Origin of the sequence: Streptococcus sp. Marseille-Q5112, assembly GCF_916700555.1 — a bacterium.
Classification (GTDB): Bacteria; Bacillota; Bacilli; order Lactobacillales; family Streptococcaceae; genus Streptococcus; species Streptococcus symci.
The window spans coordinates 1-1,176 of the sequence record NZ_CAKAKP010000024.1 but is presented as its reverse complement, the minus strand read 5'-3'; the positions used below and the strand labels follow the sequence as shown (position 1 = coordinate 1,176).

Below are 1,176 nucleotides of genomic sequence, written 5' to 3'. Positions count from 1 at the left end.
ACTTTTGATGGCTATCTGGTTGTTACTTTCGATGAAGCTAGAGAAGAACTGATATCAGAAAGGAATCGGCTACCATGGGAGTAAAATACAGCGCACAAGAATCACAAGAATTGATTCAGGCCATGACGAACAACCTCCGAGTCGCAAATGAAGTCACAGACCGCTTATCTAGTGGCTGTAATCACCTGATTTCCTCTTTAGACTCAGGTGAGTTGACAGGAGCAGCCTACACAGCTGGTAAAGGTCTCTTTACAGAGATTATCATCCCCAGCATCAAAAAGCTCCAAGCAGCGATAGATGATATCCAACTAGAGTTGACATCCTACAAAGATGCGGATGCTCAGGTCTCTGGATATGGTGATTTGGACCTAGACCAGCTTAAGGAATTGAAAAAGCTGAGAGAAGAGCAGTTAGCTATCGTAGAAGCTCAGATTCAAGCGAGGGAGAACTGGCTAAATCAAATCAAAGACCTCTTTAGTCTCAATTGGGGGAAAGCCTTCTCTGAGAAGACCATCCTCTACAATACCAAGTTTCAAATTGAGTCAGGTATTCAGGATTTGGATGATAAGATTGAAAAACTAGAATTTTTTGTCTCACAGGTATCCCAGTATTTCAGTGATAGTCTAGAAATCCTTAGCTTAGCGATTCAAGGAGCTACGCAACTAAGTAAACTCATTGTTGATAGCGATGGCAACTACTATGCAGACGGTCTGGACATGAATTGGGTACAGAAAATGAAGGATGTGAAGATTGAGAGTGCAAAATATGATTCTTCTAAGGAAGCTAAGGATTTGCATAAAGAATACCAAAAAATCTTAGATAAGTTGGAAAATGGAAAAGAACTTAGCGATAAGGAGTTTCAAATTTTAGAATCTTATGTACATCACCATCCTCAAATACAATTTCCTCAACTTGTAACAGAAAAATTGAAATCGGAGGCTACCAATAGAGCTAATCCAGAGAAACTTAAGGAAAAAGTTGAGAAAATTAAAAATAGTAATGGAGATTTGAATAAAAAAGCTGAACTAATTGTGAAAACTTATGAAGATTATCTATTTTATAATAATCAAGAAGCTTTTGAAGAATACTGGAGGAAGAGAAAGGAGTTAACAAAAGATAAAGATTGGAAGGATGTTGATAGCAAGATTAAAGATACTATTTAGGATAATCTTAATG

The 1,176-nt window shown here is 37.4% G+C and carries 1 pseudogene; it reads left to right on the top strand.

The features are described 5' to 3' along the window. Window positions 1-74: 74 nt before the first annotated feature. Window positions 75-770: pseudogene (locus LG372_RS09565) on the top strand (virulence protein); the annotation flags it as partial. Between the last annotated feature and the right edge of the window lie 406 nt (window positions 771-1,176).